Below are 25,586 nucleotides of genomic sequence, written 5' to 3' on the forward strand. Positions count from 1 at the left end.
GTTCAGCCCTTCGCCAGACGTCCGCGCAACCAAAGGCCGATGCGCAGCACCAAGCGCACCGGTAGCAGGTACCACTGGTGATATCTTTTCGCAAGGTATCGGTACGCGCTGGTGTGGTGTGCGCGCAACATCGTTTTCGCCACCCTACTGGTCGAGAGCGCACCGTGATGAAGCACCTCGGATGACGGCACATAAATGTTTTTCCACCCCGCGAGTCCCAGATTGCGGCCCAAGTCCACGTCCTCAAAATACATAAAAAACCGCTTGTCGAACCCGCCGACGGAGTCAAATACGGAGCGCCGCACGAGAAGGAACGCTCCCGATAGCCAGCCGACTGCATGCTCATCGACTGAGGCAAGATCGTTTCGGTAGGAAGTCGTCCAGGGGTTGCCCGGCCAGATGCGTACAAATGTCGCATGCCCAATCCCTGTTCTCAGGGATGGTAATTTTCGTGCCGATGGATAGATCGCTCCGTCATCGCTGCGGATGAGAGGACCGAACGCAGCCGCTTCCGGATGGCGCCGCGCAGCGTCGATGAGAATATCGATTGATCCCTTGCCGAGCACGACATCAGGATTTGCGAGCACGATCCATTCAATGTCCTTCGGTAGCCGCGCGACTCCGGCGTTCATCCCTCCGCCGTATCCCACATTCGAACCGGGCCTCACCACGGAGACGTATGGGTCCGTCGCCACTCGCGCGGCTAGACCGTCGTCACCCGGTGTGTTGTCGACCAGGATGATCTGCGGGGTCAAGGATAGAGCGCCTTCGACGGAGTCGAGAAACGGCGCGATGACCTCTGCGGAGAAGTAGGTCACCGCGACGATCCCCACCCGATCGTCAGCCACTATCCACCGCCCGTGCATAGGCCGCGGCATGGTTCCTTGCCGCCGCATCCCAAGTGAACGTTGCGGCGCGGACGAGTGCCGCGGCAGAGAATGACGCCCGACGGACATCGTCTTCCAGCAAGGCGCTGATCGCCGAAGCGATCTCGGAAGAGGTGATACCGGTGTAGGCGACCGCGGTGCCACCGACTTCCGGAATCGACATCCGATCCGTTGTCAATACGCACGCCCCGGTCGCCATCGCTTCGAGGACGGGAAGGCCGAAACCCTCTCCGAGACTGGGGTACACGAAGATCGACGATCCACCGAGAAATGCGGGAAGGGTGTCCAGGGGGAGGTATCCCAGTTTGCGCACGTCGGCGCCAGCGGAAACTGCCCGGGCGATCGCCGGGTCGACGGCGTCGTCCCAGCCGTTACCACCGGACAGGAGGAGGCTGGGGAAGTCGGCCACGGCATGTGCGGCCGCTTCGCGATAGCCGTCGATGAGAGCGACGACGTTCTTGCGAGGTTCGAGGGTCCCGAGGAAGGCGATCCAAGAATCCGGCAGTTCAGGGATGGCGGCCCGGAGCCGGCCGACTGTCGCCTCGTCAGGCTGATGAAAGAGCTCTGCGTTGTAGCCGAGATGGCAGACGGTGACCTGAGCCGACGGAGCACCGGTCACCCGGATGAAGTCCCGTGCCGTCGATTCGCTAACGGTGATCACCGGGATCGCGGACCGAGCAACCGCCCTGATCCACCAACGGAAGAAGTGCCGCTTGACGGTCGAATGCACCGAGGGAAGCGTGAAGAAAGTCAGGTCGTGAACGGTGACGATGAGGGGAATCCGCGTGAACAGGGGGAACGTGTAGTGAGGGGAGTGGATGAGGTCGACGCCGAGCCGTCGGGCGAGGCGGGGAAGCGTGATCTGCTCCCACAGCAGGCGGCGGAACGTGCGCTCGATGCTGGCCGGTACCGCAACGGTAGTGGCGCCCTGGGCGGCGAAGCCCGCAGCGTCCCTCGCCTGACAGACAACGGTCAACGCGGTTCCCGAGGAAAGGAGGGCACCGACGATGCCATCGACATACCGCCCTACCCCACCGCGATCGCTGGGGATGGCGGTGGCGTCAATCAGAATTCCTCGCATGTTCAGGGTGCGACAGACCGCGACCGGAGGGATGACTCGCGAATCAGGCGCATGTCCTCGCGTACCATGATCGCTACGAGCTCGTTGAGTTCCACTGTGGGCTTCCAGCCGAGCACGTCTCGGGCCTTGCTGGAATCCCCGAGCATGCTCGAAATCTCCGCCGTGCGCACGAAGGCGGGATTGACCCGGACGACGGACTCCCAATCGGCAATACCGGCAGCGGCGAATGCGACGGACACGAAGTGCGCGACGGTGTGGCGGACCCCCGTCGCGATCACGTAATCGCCACTCTCCTCATGCCGCGTGGCGCGCATCATGGCATCGACGTAGTCGGGGGCCCACCCCCAGTCCCGTTCGACGTCGAGGGACCCTAGCTCCAGGAAGTCCTGCTGACCCACGGCAATCCTCGCGGCGGACGCCGTGATCTTGCGAGTGACGAATGTCTCCGGTCGCCGCGGCGACTCGTGGTTGTAGAAGATGCAACTGGACACGTCGAGACCACGCGACCGGTACACCTGCACCATGTGGTGTGCGTAAACCTTCGCGGCGCCGTATGGCGACGTGGGTGTGAGCGGGGTCGACTCAGTCTGCGGCGATTGGCTGGGAGTGCCGAACATCTCGGAACTCGAGGCTTGAAACACTCGAACCCGGGAGCCGGTTTTTCTATTGAGATCCAGAGCTGCATCCAGGATGCCGGCAACGGCGATCCCGGTGATCTCGCCGGTGATCACCGGGATTTCCCACGACTGCGCGACCGAGCTGATGCCAGCAAGGTTATAGATCTCATCCGGGGCGACCTCATGGATCAGTTGGGACAGTCCCGACGCATCCGCGAGGTCGCCGTCGTGAAGAGTTATCCCGGGATATTGCTTGCTGAGCGCGACACTTTCCTTGTCCCAGCCACGAATGAGTCCATGAATTTCGGCACCCTCCTCGACAAGCCTGTCGGCGAGGTAGCTTCCGTCTTGACCGCTGATGCCAGTGATGAATGCACGAGTCATGACGGTTAGAGGTTTGCCAGAGCCTTCTGCTCCGCAACATCATTCTTGACCATCATGGAAATGAGCTCATGGAAGCCCACTTTGGGGGTCCAGCCCAGCCTGTTTTTCGCCTTGGCGGAGTCGCCAATGAGCAAGTCGACTTCGGCGGGTCGAAGAAAACGCGGGTCCTGCTTGACCAGATCGCGCCATTCGTTGATTCCGACCTCGTTGAATGCGACGTCGAGAAGCTCGTGAATCGAGTGCGTCTCGCCGGTGGACACCACGTAGTCATCCGCTTCGTCCTGCTGGAGCATGAGCCACATCGCCTCGACATAGTCGCCGGCGAATCCCCAGTCCCGCTTCGAATCGAGGTTGCCCATGACGATTTCGTCCTGAAGCCCGAGGGAGATTCGAGCCACGGCCTGTGACACCTTGCGGGTGACGAACTCCGGCCCCCGGCGCGGCGACTCGTGATTGAACAGGATGCCGGAGGAGGCGTGCATTCCGTAGGACTCGCGATAGTTGATGGTCATGTAGTGACCGAAGACCTTGGCTACACCATACGGCGAACGGGGCCAGAGCAGCGTTGACTCACTCTGGGGAACCTGCTGTACCTTGCCATACATCTCTGAACTCGAGGCCTGGTAGAAGCGAATGCTCTCGATGTTGTCGCCCGCGTAGAGGCGAGCTGCTTCGAGGATATTGAGCACACCTTTACCCGTGACATCGGTGGTGAGATGTGCGTTATCCCACGAGTAGGCGACGAAAGATATAGCACCGAGGTTGTAAACCTCGTCGGGCTGAGCGACAGCGAAGGCGCGGATAAGGCTGGAGAGGTCAGTCAGATCGCCGGTGAGGAGGGTCACAGCGGGAACCGTCCGCTCGACGAGCTCATATTTCGGATTGTTCTGGCCACGAATAAGACCGAATACTCGGTATCCCTTGCTCAGAAGCAACTCGGCTAGGTACAAGCCGTCTTGGCCTGTAATTCCGGTGATGAGCGCACGTTTCATGGTGACCTTCGAATAGAGACGGAGTAACTGATTTCGCGAGCCCGTGCTTTTCGGCTTGCTGACACACTGACGTCAGTGGCGACACGCGTGCCGACAGCGTGGCACGCGACTTGGGGTACGCGGATGAGCTTGGCCGGCGGTAAAAAAGTGTCCTTTTGCTCATCGATCAACTCTCGACACTAGCCCATTGATCTGATTACACTGATGCACGGGGGAATAATGCGTGAAAAAAAAATCAGGACGTCTGGATCACTGCGTCGTCTTCTGAGCTTGCTGAGCATTGTCCCGATCGCGGTCGTGGCAGCTGTGCTCGCAATGCCAACAGCAGCCCAAGCCGCGACGGGCGGCGACTTCAACGCTGGCGCCATTATCTCGGACGCGGTCTTCTACTATTCGAACGCGATGACGGCGAGCCAGATCCAGGGATTCATCGACGCGAAGGAGTCGTGCGTATTCGGATCCACCTGCCTCGAGAACTTCCGACAAGATACGGTCAGCCGAGCGGCAGACGCGAAGTGCGGCGCTTACACGGGAGTCGCGGGGCAACGAGCCTCCGACATCGTCTACGCCGTCGCACAAGCTTGCGGTGTGAACCCTCAGGTGCTTCTGGTCCTGCTCGAAAAGGAGCAGGGCCTCGTCACTTCTAGTAGCCCGAGCGCGAGCAGATACAACATCGCCACGGGATACGCCTGCCCGGACACGGCCCCATGTGACGCCCAGTACTACGGCTTCTACAATCAGGTGTACCGAGCGGCGTGGCAATATCAGACGTACCGCCTCCTTCCGACGAGCTTCAGCTACCGCGCCGGCCGGGTCAACAACATTCAGTGGAACCCCAACTCAGCGTGCGGATCCTCTCCCGTTTACATCGAGAACCAGGCGACCGCCGGACTCTATATCTACACGCCGTACCAACCGAACGCGGCCGCCCTCGCCAACCTTTACGGCGTCGGTGACTCCTGCTCCTCCTACGGGAATCGCAACTTCTGGCGCATCTTCTCCAATTGGTTCGGAAACCCACAGGGAGGCGGATCGTTCGCGAAGACCGCTGACAACAGCACGATCTACCTGCTCACCGCCGACCACAAGTACGCCGTTCCCAACGGGGAATTGCTGAATGCCTATTACGCCCTCGGCCCGTACCGCACGGTCACCGCGGCCTATCTCTCCCAGTTCATCACCGGGAACACCCTGGGGCAACTGGTGCGAGACCCCACCACGGGGGAAATCTTCTATTTCGACCTCGGTGTCAAACATCATGTCGCGAGTTGTGCCCAGCTGGTCGACTACAACAGCAGCTGTTCCTCCTACATCGATCTGATGCCGACGCAGATCCTCGCGCTCACTAGTGGCGCAGACCTGACCCAGTTCGCTCGATCCGCCGCAACAGGCGCCATCTACTACCTGTCCGGCGGCAAGAAAAGCTGGGTCCGTTCGATGTCCGATGTGCTCCGGCTGAACAACGGAACGACCCCAGATTTCATCAATCTCGGCCCCACTGCGCTCGCCACTCTCGCCGATGGACCGGACATTTTGTCCCCCGGCACCTACGTCAAACTCAATGCGCAGCAGACGGTGTACCTTGTCGACGGGCAGACCAAGCTTGTGCCCGTTCCCTCCTCGTCGCTTGGGTCGGATTTCTCGAGCGAAAGCGTCATGGCCATCACGGACGTGACGCTTGCGGCCTACTCGATTGCGAGAGTTCCTCTCACCCCGATGGTGACGTGCGGTGGCGCGACCTATTTGGCCGGAGGCGGCCAGTTGTGGCTGCTGGCCGCTAACGTGTCATTCGGACTGCCCCTCACTGCTCTAGACGCCAGCACGTGCTCAGCTTTGACCAGAGCTCCGCTGACCGTGTCGGGCGCGCTGTTCGTGCGTTCTCCCGCCACGGGGGCGATCTATTACGTCACCGGTGGGCAGAAAAGCCACCTCTCAACAATGGCTGCCGTTGCGTCCCTCAACGGAGGGATTTCGCCGACGCTGGTACCAGTGGGAGACGCGACACTGACCGGAATGGTGAACGCTCGAGAGCTACTTGGCCCGACCCAACTTGTCAAATCGGCCGGGAGCGACGTCGTTTACTTCATTGACGGACTCAGCCGAAAGGTTCCGATCGATCTCTTCGAGACCGCAAATCAGTTCGGGGTCAGCGGGTATTCTACGATCGACGACGCGACCCTCAACAACTACACGGCCGTCGTGGGAAACCTTTCGATAATCGTGAGCTGTGGCACCACGACCAACTTCGTCGCGGGCGGCGGGAAACTCTGGGCTTTGCCAACGGGGGCTAACATCGGGCTGCCGACGACAGCACTAGATGCGCTTACCTGTGCATCGGTTCCCAAGTCCGCCCAGGCTGTTTCCGGTGTCCTGTTCGTGCGTTCGCCCACCACCGGCGCGATCTACGTCCTGGCGGACGGCAAGAAGTCCTACATGTCGTCCATGGACGCCGTCTACGCGGCAAACGGTGGGACCCAGCCAGTATTCGTTCCCGTTGCCACGACTGTTCTCGCCAAGATCGCTGGATAAGGCGGCCCGTCGGCGATATTCCAACTGCTGCTAGTCTGCTCGGATGCCTGAATACCCCGCGGTTTCCGACATGCCCGCACGACGCCGATTCCGTTCGATCTGGGCGGTGATCGCAGTGTCTGCCGCTGTCATTTTCCACCTCGTTGCCCAACTGGGAATGCTCGTGACGAGGGCGGATTGGTCGCTGTCGTCGTTTCGAAACTATTTCGCGAGCGACCAGCTTTCCTACATGGGGATCGTCGCTGACGCCGCGCATGGGCACTTCGGCAACTTCGAGCCCTTTACCGAGACCGGGTCGATCTACTACCCGCGGTTCTACTATCTCGTCGTCGGCGGTGCGGCTCACCTGTTGGGAATCCAGCCGACGACCGCGTGGTCGATCGGGGGACTTCTCGCCCAGATCACTCTTGTAGTCGTAGTCGCGGTCGCCTGCATACTGATGAGCGGCAGGATCTGGGCCGGAGTTCTCGGTGCAAGCCCGTTCCTGATCGGAACCTTCTCCACCTTCACTGACAACAACTGGTACACCCAGCTCAATTCCCACGCAGTCCTTTGGGGCCCCTTTGGTGTGTTCTTCACTCTGAACGCCGAATCGGCGGGGCTTGCTGCCGGCGGGATCGCTTTACTGACTCTGCTACTCACGTACACGCGCACACGAGGCAGAACCACGAAGATTGTGCTCGCGTCCGTGGCGAGCCTCATAGTTGGTGGTCTCGCGAACGTGCAGACCTACTCATTTCTCACGACAGTGTATCTCGTGATATTCGTGGCTGCCGCATGGGCGGTTGTGACCGCGCGTCGGCGGCTGTACCTCTATGTGTCGATAGTTCTCATCCCGGTGCTGTTCCTGGTTGGTCCGATCATCGCCCAGCGGGGAAGTCCGCTGATCACCCTCATCTTCGGCCTTCTCCCGACAGTCCCCGGGATCATTCTTCTCCTGCTTCGCACTCGAGGACTCGCTTCGGTGTACTTCGGATTCACCGCACTCGCGGCATCTCCCTCAGTGCTCGGAACTCTGATTGGCCTGTCGAATCGGGATCCGTTCCTTGTCTACCGAGTGGCGTCGAGCAAGAATCTCGGTGTCGAGTGGCCGACCGGCTTTATCGCTGCAATCGCGCTCGCCCTACCGTTGGCACTCGTCTTTGCTGCCGGACTTCACCGTCGTCGACCACTCTGGATCGCCTATCCCGCTGGCGTCGCAGTCGCTTGGGTCCTGCTCGCCACCAATGACATCTGGGGAGCGAATCAAGAACCGTATCGCTTCTGGATCGACTGCTTTGCCCTGATCTCGATCACGCTGCTCCCGATCCTCATCACGGTCGTGCAGGAATACCTGTTCTGTCGTTCGCGCGTGACTCCAGTTCAGGATGAGATAGGCGAGGCCGGCCGCGAGGCCGAGATCCCCGTACGGCGACCGATACGCGTGATTTCTGTTGTCGCGTTGGTACTTCTGGCTGCACTTCTGATCGTGTCGATGCGCGACTGGGTGCGCTTCTATCGCTCGGGCGACTATCAGAGTCTCATCTCCTACAGCGGGCCGCGCGAGAGTGCGATGGCGAAGGCGGCCCAGGGGGCCGGTCACGGCCTCATCCTGACCGACCCTTGCATCAATCCGCAGAGCCTCAAGATCGTGTCCGGCGCACGAGTTGTCTACATGAACTTCGGGATGGCCTGGCCTGAGAAATACGATGACGTTCTGTCTCTTGAGTCGTCTACCGCCAACAACATTCTGGACATCCCCACGGCGGTGGATGCCGGCGTGGGATTCGTGATGACTGACTCTGCTTGTGCACCGAACTGGCCCACCACCTACGGGTCGTCGCTGGTGAGGATTGATTCTTCGAGCTATCTCGCCGGCGCCGTCGATGAACAGATAGTTCTGTGGCGGCTCAAGCCGTAGACCGCCCAAGCGGGCTCTACGAGTAGCGTCGAGTACGATAAACCAATGCCAAAGACCGAGCCAGAGCGTAATCCTGGGATAGACCTCCTGCCGTCGAACGGTGAAAATGTCGAACTGCGTCGTCGCGTTCGTGAGGCCGAGGATCGGACCCTCGACTACTGGATCGAAGCTGTGGTTGTGAGCGCGGCTGGTTCGATGACAGTCAAGAAGTTGCAATCGTCGGTTTCGTGGAGGGTGACACGCCCGCTTCGTGCTGCACGGGTCATACAACTGAAGGTTCGCGAAGCTGGGGTTCGACGCACCTGCAGGATGGTAGCGGACCGCCTCGCCCAGATTCGTCAAGCGAGAAAACGTGGCTGACCTCGGCCCGACGATCGCCCGCGCGAAGGAAGCACTCAGACAGCGCATCGATCAGGCCGTGCCACACCTCCTTGGTGTCGCTGAAACTGAATCGCTCTCAACCATGGAGTTACTTTCCCTTCTGGCAAAATCGGTTCGTGTCGACAACGATCGCGCCGGGTTTTGGTTGCTTATGGCCTGCGTCGCTGGTGCGATGCCCACTCGGGAGCAAGTGGTGCGTGGCTACCGCTTTCTCGAACTGGCACCGGAAGGCACCGAACACCTCGAGCTGCTCAGGGCGTGTGCTGGCGCTTCAAGCCTCAACGAGAATTTCGACCGATCGGTAACAGTTATCAGCGACACCGTTGTCGCTGACGTGGACTTTTGTGCGCGACATGGACACAACACCGGCGTGCAGCGAGTGGTACGCGAGACCCTCGCGCGCTGGAACGCTGTGCACGACGTCACACTTGTTGCGTGGACCGAAGACGGGTTCCTGATGCGATCGCTCATCCCAGCCGAGACAGACCGGGTTCTTGATTGGGTGAGTGGCCGTCGCACCGAGTCCTCCCCGGCTTCGGCGGAGGATGATGCCCAGCTCATCATTCCCTGGAATTGCAGCGTCGTGTTGCCGGAAGTCGCTCAGCACCGAATCTGGGAGCGTCTCGCTTGCCTCGCCGAATTCTCTTCGAACACAGTGTCGATGGTCGGTTACGACGCTATTCCCGTGACGAGCGCCGAGTACGTGATTTCGTCAGAGTCCGAGCGATTCGTTCGCTATCTCTCGATAGTCAAGCATGCAGACCTCGTCGTCGGGATCAGCAGGTCGTCGTCCGAGGAGTTCGCGGGGTTTGCCGACGCCCTGACTGCACAGGGGTTGCGCGGGCCACGGGTCATCACCGTTAGCCTGCCGATAGCTCTCGCGCGCGAGGAGTCAGCGCTCACGGACATTTCGGCGAGGAGTCGGCGCGTTCCCCTTGTTCTTTGCGTCGGCACCCAGGAGCCGCGAAAGAACCAGTTGGCCGTGCTCGCGGCGTCCGAGTTGCTTTGGAAGCGAGGCATGGCCTTCGAGGTGCTTTTTATCGGCGGCGCCGCGATGCCCCTGTCGATCCCGTTCGATATAGAGGTCGACAGGCTCCGCCGCCTTGGGCGCTCGGTCTCTGTCATCCGCAACGGTAGTGATGCGATTCTTGAACGCGCTTATCGTGATGCGCGATTCTCGATGTTCGTCTCGCTCCACGAGGGATTCGGGCTGCCGATCGGCGAATCGCTCGCCGCCGGCACTCCCGTAATCGCTACCGACTACGGCAGCATGGCCGAGATTGCGAACGGTGGTGGATGCCTGGTTGTCGACCCGCGGAACGACGAGAGTATTGCCGAAGCCATGAGGATGCTCTTGACTGACGATATCGAACTCGATCGACTCGAGCACGAGGCTCTCGCTCGACCCTCACGCACTTGGGACGACTACTCGGCCGAACTCTGGTCGGCCATCAGCGAAGGCGTACCAACACGATGAGCACGATCGAGACTGCTGAGATCATTGCGGCCCTCGAATCATGGAGTGGTACAGCAAAGCTCTCCGCTCAGGAGCTTCGTCTTGCCTCCGACCGACTCGTGATGGCGCTTGACCGAGATCACACACTCCATCACGTCTGGCTCGTGCTGTCGGTGCTTGGTCGCGGGCTGCCGAGCGAAGCGGAGGTGCGTGAAGCCCACCGCACGCTGCTCAACGAGGGCGCGGAAGCACTCCTGACGCAGGTGGGGCGGCAGCCAGTGCTTAAGAAGGTCGCCCACCGCCAAGTGGAGCTGCTCCACGACGCTGTAATCGTCGACGTGCGCCACACCGCCGAAACCGATCTCGCTACGGGCATTCAGCGGGTCGCTCGCGAGACGTCCAAGCGTTGGGCCCAATCCCACGACATCACTCTCGTGACCTGGACAGCGGACGGGCTCGCGATGCGCAGGCTGCTCCCCGCCGAGCGCGCGACTGCCCTCGACGGCGCAGCGCCGGTGCACGGCAAAACCAGGTCGATCGACAAGCACATCGTGGTTCCGGTTGGTGGGTCGTACTTGCTGCCCGAGCTCGCTGCGGAACCGTGGCGTACCCTTCGCCTTGCGGCGATGGCAGAGTTCGGGGGGGTCAACACCGGAGTAATCGGATTCGACTGCGTGCCTCTCACCACCGCCGAGACCGTGGGTGACGGGATGCCCGGAGCGTTTGCCCGCAATCTCAGCGCTGTCGCGAAGATGGACAGGGTGGCCGCGATCTCCGATGCCGCTGCAGTGGAATATTCCGGATGGCGACGGATGCTGTCCTCATCGGGAATCCCGGGGCCGTTGGTGGACAGCGTGCTTCTGGCCGCAGAGCCGGGAAAATCCACCTCTCAAGATGAACGAGAATTCGCAAAGCTCGTCGCGCTTGACAACACTCCGCTTGTACTCGTCGTCGGCAGCCACGAACCGCGCAAGAACCATCTCGCGGTCCTACAGGCCGCGGAGCGTGCGTGGCGAGAGGGGCTGGAGTTCAGGCTGATCTTCGTCGGCGGGAACGCCTGGAACAGTCTCGACTTCACTGACACCCTCGAGTCCCTCAAGCGGAACTCGCGTTCGGTCGACTCGGTTTCGGCGCTCCCCGACCGTCTGCTCTGGGCAGGCTATCGGCTCTCGCGATTCACGATTTTTACCTCGATCAACGAAGGGTTCGGTCTGCCAGTCGCCGAATCGCTCGCATCCGGGACGCCGGTCATCACATCGAACCATGGCAGCATGAAGCAGATCGTCGCCGCTGGAGGCGCGATAGTCGTCGACCCGCGTGACGACGACGACATCCTGCGCGGCATCCGAAGCATGCTGGCCGACGAAGACCTATATGCTCGCCTGCGGGCCGAGGCCGCCGGCTACGTGATTCGTCCCTGGGACGATTACGCGAGTGACCTGTGGAACTACTTCATTGGCAGCCAAGCTAGGAACGGCTAAAGTTCCTGGGCGAAATTGCCCTCGAGTCGAGCGAAAACACGTTGGGCCACCCAGAGCAGCACGATGCTGACAAGACCCACAATGACTAGCCGCAGCGGAAGGTTCGGGGGCCAGATCTCCGTGTCGGCAGCGAGCCACATCGCTTTCTGAAAACCCATAACGACGAGAGTCACGGGGTTGGCAAGGTAGATCTGTTCGATCCAGCTGCCATTGAGGGCCTGGTGAACAAGTTTGTATGAGTAGACGATCGGCGAAGCCCAGAACAGGATGAGAAGCAGCACCTCGACGAGGTGCTGGAAGTCACGAAGGTAGACATTCACCGCAGACAGAAGCAGGCCGAGCGAGAAGCTGAAGAGCAGCACCACTGCGAGCGCAAGCGGCAAGTACAAGATCTGATAGTGCCACGGCGCGCGGTTGAGAGCGACAGTCGCGACGAGCAGGATAGCGAACTGGACGGCGAAATTGAACAGTGCTGAGCCCACACTCGCGAGAGGGAAGATCTCGCGCGGTAGATACACCTTCTTGATCAAGCCGGAATTGGCCACGATCGAGGTGGTTGAGCCCGAGAGCACTTCGGCGAATAGCGCCCACACGGTCAGGCCGGTGAAAACGAAGATCGCATAGTCCGGTACCGAGCGCTCGGCGTTGAGGAACTTGCCGATGGCGACGTAGTAGATGAGTAGCTGCGTGAGTGGCCGGAACAGGCTCCAAAGCAGACCGAGCGAACTGTCCTTGTAACGCGACTTGATCTCACGGCGAACCAGTAGGTTGAGCAGCTCGCGATTACCCCAAATGGCCCGTACTGAGTACGAAGTTCCTGCCAGGAGACCATTCGGCGGTCCGGCTGTCACGAGTGGAGGAAGCCCATCTGAGACAGAGGTTGTCATGTGGCAAGGACCCTTCGGATGGCACCGGCACATCCTGCGAGCATGCCGGTAGTGCCGGTGGCACGCCGTTTCACACTAATCTAAGTGGGGTGGCAAAGTCTATTTGGCGTCGCCCAACAGCAGAGTCCGGAGAAAACCCGCGTTGAATGATCCCGTTGTCGCAATTCGTGTTTCCGACGTGTCAAAGAGGTTCGTCATCCGCAAGGAGAAGTCACTCAAAGAGCGTCTGGTCAACTTCGGTCGCTCCAACCTCCATAAGGAAGACTTTTTTGCTCTTAGCAATGTCACGGTAGATATTGAGGCCGGCACGACAGTCGGGCTCATCGGACCGAACGGTTCGGGAAAGAGCACGCTACTGAAAACCATTGGGGGGATCATCCAGCCGACGACTGGATTCGTGCAACACCGTGGGCGCGTTGCGGCACTTCTCGAGCTGGGTGCGGGATTCCATCCAGACCTTACAGGTCGGGAGAATGTGTTTCTCAACGCGGCGATCCTCGGGATATCAACCTCTGAAACCGAGCAGAATTTTGCGGAGATACTCGAGTTTTCCGGGATCGGCCAGTTCATCGACACTCAGGTGAAGTTTTATTCAAGCGGAATGTACGTGCGACTCGCCTTCGCCGTCGCCGTTCACGTCGACCCGGACATCCTCATCGTCGACGAGGTACTCGCTGTCGGCGACGAGCCATTCCAGCGCAAGTGCATGGACCGTATCCGCGACCTGCAGCGCCAGGGCAAGACAATCGTGCTCGTCACCCATTCGCTCGACCAGGTTGCCGAGTTCTGCGATCGGGCGATTGTGCTCGAGGGCGGTCGGATGGTGTTCGACGGCGCGCCCGGTCGGGCGATCCAGACCCTCCGCAAGGACTTCGAGACAATCCGCATGAAGGATGCCGCCGCGAACGCCCCTCAGGAGGAGAAGGTCGGCCCGCAGATCACCGGAGTCGCGCTCAAGACTATTGACGGGACGAGCGCCGTCGACGTAATCCAGTCCGGGGACGGCCTTACTGTCGAGATCTGCCTCGCCCTCGCGGCGCCGGTCGACAACTGGATCGTCGGGATGGGTATCGAGACGTCTGTCGGCCAGGTCGTGTTCGGCACGAACTCCGAGCGCCTCGATGTGGTTACCGAGCAGATCGACGGGGAAGCGGTGTTCCACTTCACTTTCGACTCGCTTCCGCTCGGCGAGGGCCAGTACTTCGTGCATGCGTCCTACGGCACGCTGTCCGATGGCGAGTTGTTCCGCATTCCGCAGGCCGCGGCATTCTCGGTGAGTGAGGACTCGGAGAACGTCGGAGTCGTCAGCTCGCGAGTATCTGGACGCGTGCTAACCGGCGTGTGACGCCGACCCGTTAGTCGAGTCGGCGCACCGAGCGGTAAAGCCGACTGCGGGTCAGCGCATTGAGTCGCGTACCGACCCACATCTTCATGGTGCCGAACGGCCCACGATTCTCGACATCCGAGAGGCGAACTGTGAGTTCGTGCACGCGCATTTTCGAGTCGTGGAGGCGGTCAATTAGCTCGCGTCGGGTCGGGGCGTCGGGATCCGCGGAGATCTCGACGTGGAACTCGCGTAGCTGGTCGAGCTGGTTCGACAACCAGGTCTCATAGTCGTGCGCGATGGTGAGGGCCACGAACGGGCTGTCGTCGCCCTCCGACAAAGAGCCGTCCCTGATAACCTCTCGTCGTTGCACGGGCACCGGGCTTAGTTCGCGTGGCGGGTCGTCGGCGGCCGGCGCCGAGGACAGGACATCCCCCCATCGTTCGATGAATCTGTAGCCCGACCGGTTCGCGGCGAATTGTCGGAACCATCGGTCGTTTTGCGTCGATTGTCCGGAATGGTGAAGAACTATGGCGTGCGGCTCAAGCCAGATCTGGATGCCCCGCTCGCGTAGCCGCAGCTGGAGGTCGACGTCTTCGAAGTACGCGGGTTCGAAGATCGGGTCGAACCCGCCGACCCATTCGAAGTCGGCCCTCTTCACGAGCAGTGCCGCCGCAGATCCGTAGTCGACCTCACGGGCCGCCAGGAGACCGTCGCGCTCCGCCTCGGCACGCGTCAGCCCACTGCCCCACTGAACAGTGCCGCCGTGTGAAAGAAGCCTCGACCCGGCCTCCTGAACAGTTCCGTCGAAATTGAGAAGCAGGCTCGCGATCGCGCTCTTGCCGTGATTGGTGGATGCCGCATCCACGAGGATGGCGAGCCAATGGCGATCGACACGAGCGTCGTCATTCAGGAAGATGAGGTTAGTTCCGACCGCCGAGCGGGCTGCGAGGTTACATGCCGCACCGAAACCGATGTTCGCAAAGCGTTCGATGACCTTCGACACCACCGGATGCTCGTGGGCGATGCGGCTCGTCTCGGGACGCGATCCGTTGAGTACGACGATGACCTCGTGTGAGGGGGCGTCGATCGATGCCGCTACGTCGTCGAGGCATTCCTGAAGCTCGTCCACGAGACGCCAAGCAACAATGATTATTGACGCTTTGACTTCGGCTGCCACCGGATTTCTGCTCATTATCGTTCCATCCTATGGATTAGTTAGGCCTTATACGAATCGACAGGGACTCCTTTTTGGGCAATATATCCGAGCTGCAGGATTCGTTTTCATTGCGAATCAATTGTCACGAGGAGCCGAGTGGTCGCTGCGTTCGGCACCAGCTTCCGGATGTGAACTGCTCACCACAGCTGAGGGAAAGAGGGCGATGGGGGCAGCCTGTCTCGCCTATGGCGTATCTCCCATATGCGGGTCCACGTGATACGGGCGTGGAGCACGGCGGCGGCGCGGTAGGTGATGGCGAGTTTGTCGTATCGGGTGGCGATGCCTCGCCATTGCTTGTTGAGTGCGAATGAGCGTTCGACGACGGTGGGGTCTTTGTCGGCGTCGGTATCCGGTAAAGGGGGGGCTGCCGCCGCGGCATCCTCGTCGTTTGCGGGCGGCGATCTGGTCGCTTTTCTCAGGGATCACTGCGCTGATCCCGTGGGCACGGAGCGCGCGGCGAATCACACCACCCGAATATATAGAAGAAACGCCCTAGCTGCCCTGCCCAGGGACGTTGGCCAACCGGCTGATGACTGGGCGGGCTCCGATCGCGGTATGGGGAGAGTGGTGATTGTATTCATGGAGCTATCCGGGGAGTTCTGCTCGTCGGGCTGACTCGGAGTCGTATTGGCATGCAAGTTCGCAACCATCGGCAAGGGTGCGGTGGAAGCGCTCGATCTTTCGGTTCGTCTGCAACTGCCATTCGCGGGTCTTTTTCATTGCGATGCCCAACTCCGCGCAGGTATCGCGCTAGAGCGGGACTTTCAGGGGGCCCGTTGTCGGAGAGTATTCATTGAACAATTACTCCGCCGGCAGCGAACCAGGACGCCCCCAGCAGCACGCCGACCGCTCTGGCGGCGGCCTCGTCATCGTGAATTTCGGCATATGTAACGCGGGAGCGGTCGTCGATGACGGTGTGGACGAAGGTCGTGCCGATCAATCCGTTCCTGCTCGGGCTGGTTTTGGTCGTTGGGGTCGCCATTCGGTTCGCCTGCCCTTGAGAGCATCCCAAATAACGACATCCGCCGCCGTCGGGGACGTTGCCGAGTTTTTTCCGTCAACGAGGATTAGATGCGTCGGTTTCTCGTGTTTGTAGCGATGCACGAGCTCTCCCGCCCTGGAATCGACGTGGTGCAGCTTGTTGAGCCGACAGCGCACCAGAACGGTATGGGATCTCGAGGGCCGCATGCCGAGCCTCACGCCAATTGTGATCGGTCCAAGGCGTCTCTCCCATCGCAGATGCGCGATCTTCCGCACTAGCTCCTGCAACGTCTTGTTCGGGCTGCGATCCGGGCGTGAACACCGGTCAGCCATGGTTGCCGCACCCATCGCGGAATGACGTTCAACCCATCGTTTTGCCTTTGGCCACACCACGTTGAGCTGCTGTGCGGCCAATACAACTGGCCAGCCCTCATCAACTATCGAAGGTGCGATTCGAAAACAATGGCGTGGAGTCAGAGCATTATTAGCGGCGGACACGAAAATCTCCAGGTTCGTGATGTGGTTTGCCATTCACAGCTCTGCTTTCACGCCCGGAGGTCCTCGCTCACGTTCACCGACTGGGGCGAGTCGTCACAACCACTCAACCGACCTGCTCGGCCAGTACATTTGGTTGTCGGTAATAAGACCGCGTCTACCAGTTGTATCCGCTGCTCGACACTGATTCAGTTTAAGGATTCCCCATCGGCGAGCACACCATTGAGTGACGACGTCAGTGCAGGAGTCTTCGACGAAGTCAGCCTCTTAGCAGTCGACGAATTGGGCGCCTGCGCAGCCCAGAACGCAGCCGTTCGACCTCACGCTGGGCCTCTGCAAGAAGATCCTGCGATCCGGCGAAGGACTGCCTGAGGGCCGCGAGTTCGAACTTTAGAGTGGCACGTTCCTCGAAACTCCTGGCGCCGAGCTCGAGGGAGTCGAGCCGGCGGTCGAGCAGCTCGTGGAGCTCCTCGCGCCATGATGTCCGCGACACCGCGGAGCGGTAACGCGCGGAGACGATCGAGCGGATATCCGCCTCAGTTGCGATCGTCGATTCGAGCCAGGTCGGGTCATCGAACTGGAGGAGTGAGGCGAGGTGATTCACGACATCCCGCACCGACGAGGCACCTGGCCACCGCGCGGGGGTTGATTTCTCGGCGGCCCTGATACCGAGGTGCAGCAGACCTCGAGCAAGCGCCTGCGGAAGATCGATCGAGCCGATCCGGATGCCGGGAGCGCGCATGGTGAGCTCGCCACTCTCCAGAACAATCGTCGAATCGTAGAGCGGGAATCCGTCGTCGTTGGCATTCGCGGACTGAAGAGCTCGCCAGCGTGAGAGGAGCTCTGTACGCTCTTCGATCGAGGCGAGTGCGATTGACTCCGCGAGAGCTGTTCCTGCTGTGAATCGCTCGTCCACTGGCACGCGGTGAATCGTGGCGCCAGTCGGTGTGGCCGTCGTGAGGAACTCGCTGTGCGAGATGACCAAGTCGGAAGAGACGATGCTCGTGGTCTGGGAGGCGAAGTCCGGCCGCACGTCGATCGGCCAACTTCGGGCCGCCCGGTGCGCGGGCCAGAGCTCGGCTGCAGTATCCGGCGCGGCGGAGACCACCATGACGAAGGAGTTCGCGGTTTCGCTGGCAAGCCCGGCCTTAGCCAGCTCGCCCCAGACCAGCCGTTCGCTCGCGAGACCGGGTCGGGCGAGAGTCCAGTCCGGGCTGGGGAAGGTCGAAAGGGTCGACAGCATTGACCGCGCCGCACTCGGGAACGTGCCGGGATCGAAGACGGTCTCGGTGAGCTTGTAGTCGGGGAAGGCCGCGAAAGTCATCCCGACTAGGCCGGCGTCGGCAGCCATCTTGAGCAGCGCGGATTTTGAGAACGTACGCGCGCGTTCGCCTCGCGGGTATCCTTCGATCGAGTCGAAGACCTGGCTCGTGTGGTCCTCGGGGGCACCGACTAGGTACTTGACCCCGAACTGGTTCTCGATGGCCAGTACGAGGGAGCCGCCCGGGTTCAGCCGCTTGCGGATTCCGGAGAGGAAATCAACATAAGGGGCGGGATCGTCGGTCCCGAGACCGACGTATTCGAGCACTCCGACGACGACCACGACGTCATAAGAGGGTTCCTCCGGCAGGTCGGCGAGCTCGCCGACTAGCACCTCGACGCCGGGAAGATCCCGCGTTCGCTCACGAGCAGCCAGCGCCCTCGCGGGCATCGGTTCGAGCGCATCGACGGTCGCGCCGACCTCGCCGAGGTACCGAGTCACTCCACCGCACCCGGAACCGATCTCCAGGATTGACGAGCCGGGCGGGATGTCGAAGGCACGAATCACGTTCCCGCGCGACGGGTGAGTGTGGTACCTCTCCGCCCAGTTTTCGGCCCGGTCGCACATCTCCGCGCTCGTCGAGCTCAGGTCTGACGACGCTTGCAGGATTTCTAGGACCCGCCCCTCGGACCCGTCCGAATAGGTCAAGGCGGTGGTCCCCACGTAAATCAGACCATCGTGAGCTTTGCTGAACTTCCGTCTGGCTGAGGTCGCTGTTCGGTTGTCGATTGGAGACCCTCCTTGTTGTCTGCTCCGGAACCGTTAGCCGGGCCCGTGACTTAACACAGGATAGTGTCTGGGGAGTGTCTGTTGAGAGGGCAAGGATGACCAAGGTGACTGGTGCGCGGGCGGTGACCATTGTCGTTCCGATCTACGACCATTGGTCCTCTCTCGAGAGGTGCCTTGAATCGGTATTCGCAGGCGTCGATCTCCGCATCCATCGCGTCATCCTAATCAACGACTGTGGACCGCACGCCGACACCATCGAGTCGCTCGTCCTACACGCAGTAGCCGGTCGTGCGGGCGTCGAATATTACCGGAACGAGACGAATCTCGGCTTCGTCGGAACCTGCAACCGGGCCGCCCTGGAGCTCGACGGTTCAGGCAACGACATCCTTCTCCTCAATAGCGATGCCGAACTGTCGGCGGGTGCCCTCGACGAGATGATCGCCGTTCTTGGTGCGGCGGAGCACCACGGCATAGTGTGCCCGAGAAGCAACAACGCCACGATCGCGAGCATGCCGTTCTTCCACCGCGAGAATCCGGATGCCGAGGGATGGTCTCACGAGGACAGCGAGGGGATCTTGGCGCGGGTCGCCCCCCTCATCCCGCAGTATTACGTCGCCCCGGTCTCGGTGGGATTCTGTTTCCTCGTCAAGCGGTCACTCATCGACAACCACGGACTGTTCGACACGGCGTTCGGCGCCGGGTACAATGAGGAAAACGACTTTTGCCTTCGCGTAAACGCCCTTGGCTACTCCGCGCTCCTCGCCAACCGAGCCTTTGTCCGTCACCTCGGGAGTGCGAGCTTTGGCTCCGAGCTCAAGGACAGACTCGAGCGCAAGAACTACGAGCTTCTGGTGTCGCGCTACCCCTTCTACCCGGAAGCGGTGAGGTCGTTCATCTCGTTCGGCTACGCGGCCGCGGATGTCTTCGCGGAGATCATCGCCGACGACTCGAGCACCCGTCGCACCATCCTGATCGACCTCCACCATCTCTCTCTCGTCTATAACGGCAGCACGCGGTACGCGCTCTCGTTTCTACGAACACTCGCCGAAACGCGAGTCGCGTCCAACATCGAGGTGACGGTCGCAGCCCAGCCCGGAGCAATCGAATTCTTCAACCTCGCCACCTATGGGCTGCGGGTCGTGCCGTACTCGCAGCTGAACGGCGTCTTTGACGTCGGAATCGCGCTCGCCCCGATCAATAGCATCGACCAGCTTGTGCAGATGAACTCGCACTGCGCTCGATGGGTGGTGAGTCACTTCGACATGATCGCGTCACGATCACTCGAACTGCTGCTCTCCGACCCGCTGCGCGCGGTCATCGTGGAGCACGGCCTTCGCTATGCAGACCGAGTCATCGCGCTGAGCGAATTCTCGCTGCGAGACGCTGAGGCATATTACCCACACCTCGCCGATAACCTCACCGCCAAGAGCGAGGCGGTGATGCTCGGATCGACCCGTAGCGCGGTCGCCGGGCCCGATGACGACAGCCTCGCGACGGCCGAGCTTCGCAGCGAGGTGGCGGCGATAGTCTCGCGGGGCGGATACGCCGTCGTGATGGGTAACTTCTACCCGCACAAGCAGGTCGGCCACGCGGTCAACGCGCTGAAGGATTCCGGGGTGCCGATCATTGCGTTCGGACCTCTCGCCGGAATCGAGGAGTCGAGAATGACGGTCATCGTCGCAGGGGGGACGCTCTCGGAGAGCCACCTCCAGCAGGTGCTCGAGAACGCGGCTCTCGTGATTTTCCCGTCCGCGTACGAGGGATTCGGGCTGCCGATCGCTGACGCGATCGACTTCGGCGTGCCCGTCGTGGCGTTCGATACTGCGGTGGCGCGCGAAGTCGTCCGCAAGATCAAAGTCGGAAGCGCGGTCCGGTTCTTCGACAGATTCAGCGAGCTGGCCGCGGTGGTGAAGGCGGCCCTGACCGATGCCGAATTCCACTCTGCTGCATCCGAACTTCGTGGCACAGTACGTGGGCTCGCACCCTACAATCGCAAGCTCTGGCGGATGGCAGTCGAGCAGCTCACCGCGCCGCTGGATGTCAACGACCTCGAGGCTCGATTCGTTGCCATCAAGAGCCTCGAACGGGTCGTCGCAGCGCAGCGTGGGGTGGCCGATGGGCTGCGCGGCGAGCTCGAGGCCGCGCGTGTGCACACTGACGCGGTCCTCGCCAGCCGGACCTACCGTGCCGGTTCAAGCCTCGCGCGACTGGCCTCGCCGCTGCTGAAGATCACCCGACAGACGAGCGGTTCCTAGCCACGAGCGAACCCTTGGCCTTCGCGCGTGGTCTCCCGTCGGCTCTGCGCAATTTGATGCACCACATTTTTGATTCTCATGCTTCTAACGGCCACGCGCGAATTCTGCTGCGAAATACCCGGACTTCGATCAGGTCGTAGTTTGAACTAACTCTGATTCGTCAAACTGCCGGTACGGCGAAGGCTAATAGATTGCAATGCCTCAGGTGCGGCGAGTTTTGCGGGCGATATTTTGGACTGCGCGGGCGAGCCGCACAGCCAACCGCCTGCGAATGGATCCGATCGGAAGGGCTACTGCGACGGCCGCCTGGAGCCGAGTCGCGAGTTGGAACGTACGGGACGACCGTAATTTAACCGCAGCAAGGTGGGCGTCGTGGATCTCGTTGCGCAGTGCCTTTTCGAGCTCAGAGGACGATCCCCTTTCGAGTTGGGACCGGATCTCCAACGAAGCGATATGTCGCGAAAGGGTCGATCGCGAAATGACGAGATCGTGCTCTAGCTCCCTGATTTTGAAGTCGCGCTCCTCGAATGCAACTTCAAGCACACGTATTTTGGTGGTGCGCTCGGTCAGTTCAATGCTCAGAGCTTGCACTTCGCTCTCGAGCTCGCGGATGCGGGCGTCGAAAACACCGAGACGCGCATAAGCCGAATCGCGTTCTGAGACTGTCATCTCGACGTTCTCGAAGACGCGGTCACCAAGGGGCAGATTCCTGAGTGGGGTGTCAGCGACGGCGGTGAGTTCGTCGATCCAAGCCGAGCGAGGTCTCCCGGAACCACGGGACCCGGCGACGGTCCGCTGAAACTCGGCCTCGTCGATGATCGTGGCATTGAACCATCCGGTTTCCGACGAGTACCCCATCAGCTTGCCAAGGTGGGTGCCGATGTCGCGGACCGAGCGCACGCCGTCCGGCCAGAGCGACGGATGGGTGGTGAGAGCGAGTAGTCGCGATATTGTGATTAGCCCGCGCCGGATCGCGAAGTCGACGTCGTGTGAGACGGTCTCGAATTCGAGATCGATCGGAACGAGGGCGCCGTCGGGTCCGATGATCAGGTTTCCTGGATGAAGGTCGAGCCAGAGGTGTCCCTTGGCGGAGAAATCGATGAGCAGTTCGCGCCATCCCGCGAGCCAGGCAGCCACCCGGTCATCCGGAGCCCCGGCGATGACGCTGGCGAGAGTGGAGCCGACCACGAACTCGTAAGACGAGTCGTGAACGCTCAGCGCGGTTGAAGGGTCCGCCCGAGGGTAATGACGGGTGAAGATCACCTTTTCGCCGCTTCGGTGAACGATCGTCTGTGAGGTGAACTCGGCCGCTCGTTGCCAGGAGAAGTAGATGGCGAGGTTGTCCGGACTCCACAGTTGTTGCGAAGCGTTAGCAGCGGCGAGGATCACGAAAGAATTCGCCAGCTCGCCACCGAGCCCCTCCTCGACGAGCTGCTCCCACACGCGGCTCTCATCCGCGAGCTTCGGTCGCTGGGCACCGTAATCCGGACTTGGCGTGAAAGCGAGATCTGAAAGGAGCCGTGCGTGCTCGCCGCTGAGGCGTGATGGGTCGGCCACCACACGTGCAATGCGATGATCGGGAAGGGCGACGAGCACATGGGGTTCGAGACCGGCACCGATGACGAGGTCGGTGAGCTCGGAGCGGCTGTGCGCCCGGTCTGATGAGCCGCGCGGATAGCCTTCGATCGAATCGAAGACAATATTGCTGCCGTCGTCAGGGGAGCCGACCAGGAACTTCGCTCCGAGCCGATTGGTCTCGGCGATCACGATCGACCCGCCGGGGGAGAGGAGCGCTGCGGCCTGCGCTAGCCAGAGATCCGCTGCCCCGGCCGCGACGCGAAGCTGGTCGACGGCCACGATGAGGTCGTAGGCCGGGACTGGGGGAACATCCGATAGGTCGCCGGCAAAGACGCGGGCGTTCTTGAACCCGGCGAGTCGCACGGCGGCGGTTGAGGCGAGCGCAAGGCGCGGTTCGAGGGTGTCGAGAATCGAGACAGACTCTGCGAGGTAACGCGATAGTGCGCCGGCGCCGGCGCCGACCTCAAGAACAACACTATTGGGATGGATGTCGAGGCTTCGAAGGATGTTAGACCGTGCCGGATCTACGTGGAACAGTTCACCAACAGTCTCCGCGTCACCGACGAGGGAGGGATCCCAGGACGGGACATTCGATGATGACGCGAGAATAGCCGCCTCGTGCGCCGTGAGCGGCGCCCCTGTCAGGACCGCGCCGTTGAGAACCGAGGCCTCCGCAGTTCGCCGGACAGAGAGGTCCCGCAGCGGCGTTGAGTTCACCACGCCATTCTATGAGGGGCCAAGACAGGCTTGGCCCGATGCTGCCGGAACACTGCCACGCAGTAGGGAAATTGCGTCTTAACCCATCTTGGCAAATCCCACCTCCGGGGCGACATCACATCCTCCGAAGAATACGACAGCCGGGTGTAGCAAACATCGGCCATGCTTACTCTTATCGTTCTGGGTCTACTGGGGAACTCGAAAGTTCGGACCTTCGTAGCTCCAGACGTGCAGTGGGAATAAAGACTGAATCTCTGCGCTCTCAGCCGCGCTTGCAGTATAGAAATGGGTCTTATTGTCAGGGCTCCAAAATCGAAATACCGGACGAGACTGTACTCCGGTGTCGAGAGGGTAGACGTAGTAGGCGACGCCCTCGTAGGACCAAAGTAACTTCATTGCAGCGTCACTTCTTAATCCATCGGCCTCTGCTGCATTAGCGGTGTAAAAGTGACTCTGGTAGGACGCACTGTAGAAACGGTACAAGGGCACAGTTCCCGAAAGGGAAGACGTGAATGCGTCGAATGCCATCCCTTCATATCGCCACTCCGCCGGATTGTAGGTGGATGCGACTAGGTTTCGTTCGTCGTTGCTAATTGTGAAAAAGTGACTCTTCTTTGATTCGCTCCAGAAACGATATACGTGTGCGGGTATGACCGGGCTGGCGACGTATTCGAACGCGCCAATATCGATCGAGCTGGTCTGGCGGATGGCCCGGCGATAATCGTTCGCCACGGGGGGGATGGAAATGTTCGTCCCTACGTCGATCGCACCAGAGTTCGAGGACAGAGAGAAATCACCGCCACCGTAGTTCACGAAGCCGGGGTCGACCACCACATTGTTGTGTGCATTCGGAACCGAGTTGAGTTGAGCCGAGGTGGTGTAGCGGTGGGCGTAGTCGAAGTAGAGGCCACTCCCCTCGGCGGCCGGAGTGGAGTTCGGGGTCGTGATGAGGTTGTTGTCGAGTCGGGTGGGCCCGACGTTCAACTGGAAGAACACCTGATAGCCGTCGTTCTGGGTCAGCAGGTTGTTCACAAGGGCGACCGATCCACTCGCGACGTAGATCGCACCACCGGCAGCACCGGTCGCGTGGTTATTCACCAGGGTGTTGTTAACGAGCGTCGCAGGCACGTTCGTGAGTGATATCCCGCCGCCGATCGTGGCCGAGTTGGCGACGAACTGATTATTGGTAGCGGTAAGCATGGAGTTGGCCGCGTACAGCCCGCCGCCTTGCTTCGAATTGTCACCACCTGAAACAAAGTTGCCAGCAATCAAATTTCCGGTGAGCGTGGTGCTCGCGTTCTCCCCGCTTGAGATACCGCCACCGATGTTTGAGGCCGAGTTGTCCCGAATGGTGTTAGAGGTGAGTGTGGCGACCGTGCTGTCGAAAATTGCGACACCGCCGCCCACTCCCGACCCTGGGATGTTCGGGTTGGTCGCCGCGCTGTTTCCCTCGATGACATTCGAGGTGAGGGTGGCATTGGATCCGGTCGACTCGAGATGGATTCCGGCGCCGTAGCCTGCCTTGTTATTCGCGACGTGGTTTCCCTCGATGATCACGTTGGCGCCCGTGCGCACCATGATTCCGCCACCCGCGAACTCTGCGGTGTTGCCGCTGATTTCATTGTTCAGCACAACCGGATTCGAGTGGGCGTTCGGGTCGCCAGTGTTTTCGAGGTAGATGCCTCCGCCTGACGATCCGCCGTTGGCGATGGATGCTCCAGAGGTGCTGTTGCTTGTGATCAAGTTGTTGTAGATGACCGGGCTCGAGCCGTTGTAGACGAAAATACCGCCACCGCCGGAGGTCGCCTGGTTGCTGAAAATTGTGTTGTTAGCGATGATCGGAGTCGCATTCGTGAAGATCTCGATACCGCCGCCATACCCGTGGGCGGTGTTGTTCGTGATGATGTTGTGGGTGATTTCCGGGTTCGCGTCGTTGAACACCGTGATGCCGCCGCCTTGCCCGCTGGGCGCGTTGCCATCGGCGATAGTGAAGCCCGACACGATCGTCTTCCGGTCGGAGGCCCACGGTACGTTACTGATGAATACTGCCGCGGCTGAGGTGCTGTTTGCGCGAATGATCGTGCTCGACGGATTGGCAATATCGCCGATCAGCGAGATGTAGCGACCGTTGAGTGTGAGGTTGCCGTAATACGTTCCTGGTGAGACCTTTACGGTGTCGCCGTTCGCGGAGGCATTGATAGCCGCCTGAATCGACTGGCCCTGGCTTACGTTGCGCGTTGTCGCGCTCGCCGAGGGTGGGGCAGTGATTGCGACCGCGATGATCGCTAAAGCCATGGCTGATGCAGCACTAAAAAGGCGTTTCGACTTCAAGAGTTCCCCACCCGAATTCTCAAGTGTTTCCTGATGAGCCT

General features: G+C 60.8%; 15 protein-coding genes and 2 pseudogenes. 6 read left to right on the plus strand and 11 right to left on the minus strand.

The window, feature by feature from the left end; genetic code table 11:
* Positions 1-2: 2 nt before the first annotated feature.
* The 4 genes from IWX88_RS01805 to IWX88_RS01820 are packed head-to-tail and all read right to left on the minus strand — an operon-like array spanning position 3 to position 3,961.
* Entirely contained in the window at positions 3-848 is an 846-nt protein-coding gene (locus tag IWX88_RS01805) for a glycosyltransferase family 2 protein (RefSeq protein ID WP_196826686.1), read from the minus strand.
* Positions 841-1,968, minus strand: a complete 1,128-nt coding sequence (locus IWX88_RS01810; RefSeq protein WP_196826687.1) for a glycosyltransferase family 1 protein — start codon at positions 1,966-1,968, stop codon at positions 841-843. The genes IWX88_RS01805 and IWX88_RS01810 overlap by 8 nt, the downstream gene beginning before the upstream one ends.
* A 2-nt stretch (positions 1,969-1,970) precedes the next feature.
* A complete protein-coding gene (locus IWX88_RS01815) occupies positions 1,971-2,969 on the minus strand; it encodes a GDP-mannose 4,6-dehydratase (protein WP_196826688.1) in 999 nt (332 codons plus the stop codon).
* Between the two features lie 5 nt (positions 2,970-2,974).
* A complete protein-coding gene (locus IWX88_RS01820; protein WP_196826689.1) occupies positions 2,975-3,961 on the minus strand; it encodes a GDP-mannose 4,6-dehydratase in 987 nt (328 codons plus the stop codon).
* A gap of 270 nt (positions 3,962-4,231) precedes the next feature.
* Here IWX88_RS01820 and IWX88_RS01825 point away from each other — a divergent pair, with 270 nt between their 5' ends.
* From IWX88_RS01825 to IWX88_RS01840, 4 genes are all read left to right on the plus strand, one after another.
* On the plus strand, positions 4,232-6,490 hold the full coding sequence (locus IWX88_RS01825) for a hypothetical protein (protein WP_196826690.1): 2,259 nt from the start codon (positions 4,232-4,234) through the stop codon (positions 6,488-6,490).
* Positions 6,491-6,533: 43 nt separating this feature from the next.
* Entirely contained in the window at positions 6,534-8,390 is a 1,857-nt protein-coding gene (locus IWX88_RS01830) for a hypothetical protein (RefSeq protein WP_196826691.1), read from the plus strand.
* A 352-nt stretch (positions 8,391-8,742) separates the two neighbouring features.
* Positions 8,743-10,248, plus strand: coding sequence for a glycosyltransferase (locus tag IWX88_RS14155; RefSeq protein WP_196826692.1), 1,506 nt, complete (start codon positions 8,743-8,745; stop codon positions 10,246-10,248).
* Positions 10,245-11,708, plus strand: coding sequence for a glycosyltransferase (locus IWX88_RS01840; RefSeq protein ID WP_196826693.1), 1,464 nt, complete (start codon positions 10,245-10,247; stop codon positions 11,706-11,708). Before IWX88_RS14155 ends, IWX88_RS01840 begins: the two co-directional genes overlap by 4 nt.
* Here the strand turns inward: IWX88_RS01840 and IWX88_RS01845 are convergent.
* Positions 11,705-12,595 (minus strand): ABC transporter permease, encoded by an 891-nt coding sequence (locus IWX88_RS01845; protein ID WP_196826694.1) that lies wholly within the window; start codon positions 12,593-12,595, stop codon positions 11,705-11,707. The genes IWX88_RS01840 and IWX88_RS01845 overlap by 4 nt on opposite strands.
* A 178-nt stretch (positions 12,596-12,773) precedes the next feature.
* On the opposite strand from IWX88_RS01845, the gene IWX88_RS01850 reads away from it, so the two are divergent.
* A complete protein-coding gene (locus tag IWX88_RS01850) occupies positions 12,774-13,940 on the plus strand; it encodes an ABC transporter ATP-binding protein (RefSeq protein WP_370568129.1) in 1,167 nt (388 codons plus the stop codon).
* A 10-nt stretch (positions 13,941-13,950) separates the two neighbouring features.
* Here IWX88_RS01850 and IWX88_RS01855 read toward each other — a convergent pair whose 3' ends face one another.
* The 4 genes and pseudogenes from IWX88_RS01855 to IWX88_RS01870 all read right to left on the minus strand — a co-directional run bounded on the left by IWX88_RS01855 (position 13,951) and on the right by IWX88_RS01870 (position 18,502).
* Positions 13,951-15,114 (minus strand): glycosyltransferase family 2 protein, encoded by a 1,164-nt coding sequence (locus IWX88_RS01855; RefSeq protein WP_196826696.1) that lies wholly within the window; start codon positions 15,112-15,114, stop codon positions 13,951-13,953.
* Between the two features lie 227 nt (positions 15,115-15,341).
* Positions 15,342-15,615 (minus strand): annotated as a pseudogene (locus IWX88_RS01860) (transposase); the annotation flags it as partial.
* 15 nt (positions 15,616-15,630) lie between these two features.
* A pseudogene (locus tag IWX88_RS14160) lies at positions 15,631-16,617 on the minus strand (leucine zipper domain-containing protein).
* Positions 16,618-16,873: 256 nt separating this feature from the next.
* Positions 16,874-18,502: a bifunctional 2-polyprenyl-6-hydroxyphenol methylase/3-demethylubiquinol 3-O-methyltransferase UbiG gene (locus IWX88_RS01870; protein WP_231368813.1), complete on the minus strand. Its 1,629-nt coding sequence runs from the start codon at positions 18,500-18,502 to the stop codon at positions 16,874-16,876.
* Between the two features lie 257 nt (positions 18,503-18,759).
* Here IWX88_RS01870 and IWX88_RS01875 point away from each other — a divergent pair, with 257 nt between their 5' ends.
* Positions 18,760-20,919 carry a glycosyltransferase gene (locus IWX88_RS01875; protein WP_196826698.1) on the plus strand — a complete coding sequence of 720 codons (2,160 nt, stop codon included), beginning with the start codon at positions 18,760-18,762 and terminating at the stop codon, positions 20,917-20,919.
* A 201-nt stretch (positions 20,920-21,120) separates the two neighbouring features.
* On the opposite strand, the gene IWX88_RS01880 is transcribed toward IWX88_RS01875, so the two are convergent.
* On the minus strand, positions 21,121-23,214 hold the full coding sequence (locus tag IWX88_RS01880; protein WP_196826699.1) for a methyltransferase: 2,094 nt from the start codon (positions 23,212-23,214) through the stop codon (positions 21,121-21,123).
* A gap of 186 nt (positions 23,215-23,400) precedes the next feature.
* Positions 23,401-25,509 carry a right-handed parallel beta-helix repeat-containing protein gene (locus IWX88_RS01885; RefSeq protein ID WP_196826700.1) on the minus strand — a complete coding sequence of 703 codons (2,109 nt, stop codon included), beginning with the start codon at positions 25,507-25,509 and terminating at the stop codon, positions 23,401-23,403.
* Between the last annotated feature and the right edge of the window lie 77 nt (positions 25,510-25,586).

Origin of the sequence: Frigoribacterium sp. CG_9.8, from assembly GCF_015751965.1 — a bacterium.
In the GTDB taxonomy this organism is placed as follows: domain Bacteria; phylum Actinomycetota; class Actinomycetes; order Actinomycetales; family Microbacteriaceae; genus Lacisediminihabitans.

Bases quoted from the DNA above. Each gene is read 5' to 3' on its own strand.
- IWX88_RS01810 (WP_196826687.1), bottom strand. From the start codon at position 1,968: ATGCGAGGAATTCTGATTGACGCCACCGCCATCCCCAGCGATCGCGGT.
- IWX88_RS01855 (WP_196826696.1), bottom strand. From the start codon at position 15,114: ATGAGCAGAAATCCGGTGGCAGCCGAAGTCAAAGCGTCAATAATCATT.
- IWX88_RS01830 (WP_196826691.1), top strand. From the start codon at position 6,534: ATGCCTGAATACCCCGCGGTTTCCGACATGCCCGCACGACGCCGATTC.
- IWX88_RS01815 (WP_196826688.1), bottom strand. From the start codon at position 2,969: ATGACTCGTGCATTCATCACTGGCATCAGCGGTCAAGACGGAAGCTAC.
- IWX88_RS01875 (WP_196826698.1), top strand. From the start codon at position 18,760: ATGACCAAGGTGACTGGTGCGCGGGCGGTGACCATTGTCGTTCCGATC.
- IWX88_RS01840 (WP_196826693.1), top strand. From the start codon at position 10,245: ATGAGCACGATCGAGACTGCTGAGATCATTGCGGCCCTCGAATCATGG.
- IWX88_RS01820 (WP_196826689.1), bottom strand. From the start codon at position 3,961: ATGAAACGTGCGCTCATCACCGGAATTACAGGCCAAGACGGCTTGTAC.
- IWX88_RS01845 (WP_196826694.1), bottom strand. From the start codon at position 12,595: ATGACAACCTCTGTCTCAGATGGGCTTCCTCCACTCGTGACAGCCGGA.
- IWX88_RS01885 (WP_196826700.1), bottom strand. From the start codon at position 25,509: ATGGCTTTAGCGATCATCGCGGTCGCAATCACTGCCCCACCCTCGGCG.
- IWX88_RS01870 (WP_231368813.1), bottom strand. From the start codon at position 18,502: ATGTGCGACCGGGCCGAAAACTGGGCGGAGAGGTACCACACTCACCCG.